Annotated in this window: 6 protein-coding genes; all 6 read right to left on the bottom strand. The window is 32.8% G+C overall.

Translation table 11 applies throughout. The annotated features are described in order from the left end of the window. Positions 1-399: 399 nt before the first annotated feature. On the bottom strand, positions 400-942 hold the full coding sequence (locus L3J35_13665) for a hypothetical protein (GenBank protein ID MCF6367231.1): 543 nt from the start codon (positions 940-942) through the stop codon (positions 400-402). Between the two features lie 13 nt (positions 943-955). Beyond that, positions 956-1,198 carry a hypothetical protein gene (locus L3J35_13660; GenBank protein MCF6367230.1) on the bottom strand — a complete coding sequence of 81 codons (243 nt, stop codon included), beginning with the start codon at positions 1,196-1,198 and terminating at the stop codon, positions 956-958. Positions 1,199-1,304: 106 nt separating this feature from the next. After that, positions 1,305-1,856, bottom strand: a complete 552-nt coding sequence (locus L3J35_13655) for a 2-oxoacid:acceptor oxidoreductase family protein (protein ID MCF6367229.1) — start codon at positions 1,854-1,856, stop codon at positions 1,305-1,307. 25 nt (positions 1,857-1,881) lie between these two features. Then, positions 1,882-2,640 carry a thiamine pyrophosphate-dependent enzyme gene (locus L3J35_13650; GenBank protein ID MCF6367228.1) on the bottom strand — a complete coding sequence of 253 codons (759 nt, stop codon included), beginning with the start codon at positions 2,638-2,640 and terminating at the stop codon, positions 1,882-1,884. 16 nt (positions 2,641-2,656) lie between these two features. Continuing rightward, on the bottom strand, positions 2,657-3,739 hold the full coding sequence (locus L3J35_13645) for a 3-methyl-2-oxobutanoate dehydrogenase subunit VorB (protein MCF6367227.1): 1,083 nt from the start codon (positions 3,737-3,739) through the stop codon (positions 2,657-2,659). Between the two features lie 31 nt (positions 3,740-3,770). Beyond that, entirely contained in the window at positions 3,771-3,998 is a 228-nt protein-coding gene (locus L3J35_13640) for a ferredoxin family protein (protein ID MCF6367226.1), read from the bottom strand. Positions 3,999-4,307: the final 309 nt, after the last annotated feature.

Raw genomic sequence — 4,307 nt, 5'->3', positions numbered from 1 at the left:
ACTTACCCCCTATATATACCGTAAAAATAAATACTATTTTTAAAAAGCAAAATTTCAAAGAACTTTTTATTATATTTTTCTTATTTTTACACAGTTATGATTAATCCTTAACTAAACGACATTGGTTAATAAATTATAATTTGAATCGTCTTTTATCAGTGTGAGCTCGTCTATCAGCTGTTCTTGTGCGCAAATATCCAAATCTGTAAATTGTGATTTTAATATAGCTATATCCATATCAGGTTTTTTTGTAAAAATAAACAATAATTCACAGAATACCTAAACCATAGCCTTTCTTTTAGAATAAACTTTATTTTTGCGGAAAAAGATGTTATCCGTAGAAGTGCATAAAGCCGATTTATATAATCGACTTTACACTTTTATTAAAACGGGATTTTTTTATTCTGTCTTATTTTTTTTGTAATGTTTTTTAATATCTAATTTCTCTCCTTCGAGCTTATCTAATTCTTTTTCCAGTTCTTTAATTTCAGATTTCTTTTTAAGGTACTGTTCTTCTGATATTTGGGAGTTTTCTCTTTGTTTTTCTATATGTTCATAAGCTTTTTTAATCTTTGTTTTAGCTCGCTCTATATTGTCGTCAGCTTTTTCAAGTTTTTTTTCGGGTTTGTCAAAATCATCGTTATCATTGTCATCATCAGATTTAACTTTAGAGTCATTTTTCTTTTCTTTTCTTTCTTTATTCTGTTTTTCTTTTCTTTCTCGTTCTTTTCTTTCTCGTTCTTTTTTATCTTTTTCTCTGAGTTCTTTTTCTTTTTTATCTTTTTCCTTTTCTTTTACTTCGTCTGATTTATTGTTATCAGGATTATATTTTTGTTCTTTTTTAGTTTTACTTCCGCCTTTATCATTTGTTTTTTGAGCTATTGCTTGCCCTGAAAAAATAACAAAAACAGCAATCATCATTATGTATATTACTTTTTTCATTTTTAGTATAATTTTAGTTATTTAAAATATCATCTAATTTATTGTTAATGTCCTCTGTTTTTTTTAGAATTTCGTCAGATTTAACCTCTGCTTCTTCATCGCTTAAAACAATTTCTGTTGTATCTGTATTTTCATTTGTTTTGTCCGTAACAACAACAGTTGTAGTATCATTAGGAGTGTCATCATTGTTTGTGTCTTCTGATTTACAGCCGAATAAAAATGCCGCAAATATCAGTGCAAATAAAAGTTTTTTCATATTTTCCATAATTTAATTAAATAATTTGTTTTTGTAAAGATAATAATTTTTCAGTATGATATAAGAGATAAAAAAAAGACCTGCAATTTGCAAGTCTTTCATTATCCTAAGCTGTTTGTATTTCTTCAACTTTTGCAAGACCGACCTTGATTGCATCTTCGTTAAGCGGTATTAAATGATGATGCCTTTCGGGTAATGATTTTTTTAAACCTTTCAAGATATTTTCCATTTCAACAACCGGCTTAATTTTTAAATATGCACCCAAAACAATCATATTAAATGTTTTTGAACTCTTCATTTTTGATGCTTCAAAAGCTCCTTCAATTTTATATATATTAATATCTTTTCTTGTAGGCGGATGTATAATTCCGTTAGGATCATAAAGCAATAAACCTCCGGGTTTAACGGTTTCTTCAAATTTATCCATCGAAGGTTGATTCAATACAATTGCAGTATCATAATATCTTAATACGGGAGAACTGATTCTTTCATCGCTTAAAATAACGGTAACATTTGCAGTTCCACCTCGCATTTCGGGTCCGTATGAAGGCATCCAACTAACTTCTTTGTCTTGCATTATTCCGGAATAAGCTAAGATTTTTCCCATTGAGAGAACACCTTGCCCGCCGAATCCTGCTATAATAATTTCTTCTGTCATTTCTTTTTAATTTTATATTTAAGAATTATCCTTTAATATCTCCGAGAGGAAATACAGGCAACATATTTTCTTCTAACCATTCATTTGATTTTACCGGGGTCATTTTCCAACCTGAGTTACAATTTGAAACAATTTCAACAATTGACAAACCTTTTTTATCTCTTTGGTTTTCAAATGCTTTTTTAATTGCTTTTTTTGCTTTTCGCACTAAGCCGGGTTTATGAACTGCTTGCCTTGTTGCAAAACAGACACCGGGTAAGTTAGCGACTAATTCAGTAATCTTAATCGGATGTCCTGTCATACCAAGGTCTCTTCCGTAAGGCGAAGTTGATGATTTCATCCCTGCAAGAGTAGTCGGAGCCATTTGCCCTCCCGTCATTCCGTAAATTCCGTTATTAATAAAAATAATTACGATATTTTCACCTCTGTTACACGCATGAATTGTTTCATTTGTACCGATGGCTGCTAAATCTCCGTCACCTTGATAGGTAAAAACATATTTTTCGGGAAAAAGGCGTTTTATACCGGTTGCAACTGCCGGAGCTCTTCCGTGAGCTGCTTGTTGCATATCAATATTCATAAAATCGTAAGCAAGAACGGAACATCCGACGGGAGCAATACCTATTGTTTGATCTCCTATTCCCATTTCTTCCAGAACTTCCATTGTAATTCTGTGTGCAACTCCGTGTCCGCATCCCGGACAATAAGATAAGTTTGCATCGGTCATCAGTTTTGTTTTCTCAAAAACTAATGTTCCTTTTTTTATTATTTCTTCGGGTGTTATAATTTCTGACATAGTTTTATCCTCCTATTATTTTTTGTTCTAATGCTTCAAGAACTTCATCGGGAGAATGAATCATACCTCCGAATCGTCCGTAATGTTCAACTTTTACTTTTCCGTTAACAGCTAATCTGACATCTTCAACCATTTGTCCTGCACTTAATTCTACCGATAAAATTCCTTTAACTTTATCCGCTGCGTCATTAATTACTTTGCTCGGGAAGGGCCAAAGTGTAATCGGTCTTATTAAACCGATATTAATACCTTTTTCTTTACCGAGTTGAATTGTTTTTTGACAAATTCTTGCACTTGAACCGTATGCAACTAATAGATAATCAGCGTTTTCGCAGTTTATTTTTTCGTATCTTATTTCATTTTTTTCAATCTCTCTGTACTTTGCCTGCAATTTGTGATTATGCTTTTCTTGACGTTCTGATTTAAGCTCTAATGAAGTAATAATATTACGTTCAGAAGGCTTATGTCCTATAGTTGCCCAGTCTCCGTATTTAGCCCTGATTTCGGCTTCGGTTAATCTGGTTTTTTGTGGTTTAAGTTTTACCTTTTCCATCATTTGTCCGATTAAACCGTCGGATAATATCATCATCGGAGTTCTGTATTTAAAAGCTAAATCAAAACCATCTTCAACGAAATCTGCCATTTCCTGAACGGATGCCGGTGCTAAAACAATAAGTCTGTAATCTCCGTGTCCTCCGCCTTTTACTGTTTGAAAATAATCTGCTTGTGAAGGTTGTATAGTCCCTAGTCCCGGACCGCCTCTGACAACATTAACAATAACACAGGGTAGTTCAGAACCTGCCATGTATGAAATTCCTTCTTGTTTAAGGCTTATTCCGGGGCTCGATGACGAAGTCATAGCTTTTTTCCCTGCACCTGCCGCACCGTAAACCATATTTATAGCACCTATTTCACTTTCTGCTTGTAAAACAACCATTCCTGTTGTTTTGTACGGTTCTTCAAGCATTAAATATTCAATAACTTCTGATTGCGGAGTAATAGGATAACCAAAGTATCCGTCAACTCCTTCTCTTATGGCAGCTTCTGCTATTGCTTCGTTGCCTTTCATTAATTTAAATTCTTCCATTCTCTTTTTCAAATTTGAGTTAAACTGATTCTTATTGCGGTTTGTATCTATAGACAGTGATACACATATCCGGACAAACCATTGAGCAACTCATACACGCGGTACAAGCACTGTGATTTTCAGGAAATGCAGGATTAAATCCTTTTCCGTTTACTTGTTCATTTAATGCAATTACATCCGTAGGACAAGCTACAACGCAAAGATTACAACCTTTGCATCGTTCTGTATCAACGATTATTGCACCTTTTACTTTTGCCATAATGTTATATATTTTAAATTCTTCAAATATTTATTTTTCTTATTTGGAATCTTTCCAAATAATTTGAGTTCTCAAAATTAAAAAAAATAGCTTAATTTTGAGTATATTATTTGATGTTTTTAAACAAAATTATTAAACGGCAATCGGGAAGTAAGGTGTTTTTTCCAATACAGGATATCTTTTCCTGTTTTCGTCTTTGCAACACCCTAAAAATTCCGATTAATAATTTCGGATAATTCGGTTTGATCTTCGTCCATTTCCGGTATTTTTGATTTAGTTTGTTTTGATTCCGGTAATGTATATGTAATT

It is taken from the genome of Bacteroidales bacterium, from assembly GCA_021648725.1.
GTDB lineage: Bacteria > Bacteroidota > Bacteroidia > Bacteroidales > JAADGE01 > JAADGE01.
Note: the sequence above shows the minus strand (reverse complement) of the source record. Positions and strands in the feature narration are given on the sequence as shown.

What these genes read in the sequence shown, in the direction of transcription:
- L3J35_13665 (MCF6367231.1), bottom strand. Translation starts at nt 942, where the DNA reads ATGAAAAAAGTAATATACATAATGATGATTGCTGTTTTTGTTATTTTT.
- L3J35_13660 (MCF6367230.1), bottom strand. Translation starts at nt 1,198, where the DNA reads ATGAAAAAACTTTTATTTGCACTGATATTTGCGGCATTTTTATTCGGC.
- L3J35_13655 (MCF6367229.1), bottom strand. Translation starts at nt 1,856, where the DNA reads ATGACAGAAGAAATTATTATAGCAGGATTCGGCGGGCAAGGTGTTCTC.
- L3J35_13645 (MCF6367227.1), bottom strand. Translation starts at nt 3,739, where the DNA reads ATGGAAGAATTTAAATTAATGAAAGGCAACGAAGCAATAGCAGAAGCT.
- L3J35_13640 (MCF6367226.1), bottom strand. Translation starts at nt 3,998, where the DNA reads ATGGCAAAAGTAAAAGGTGCAATAATCGTTGATACAGAACGATGCAAA.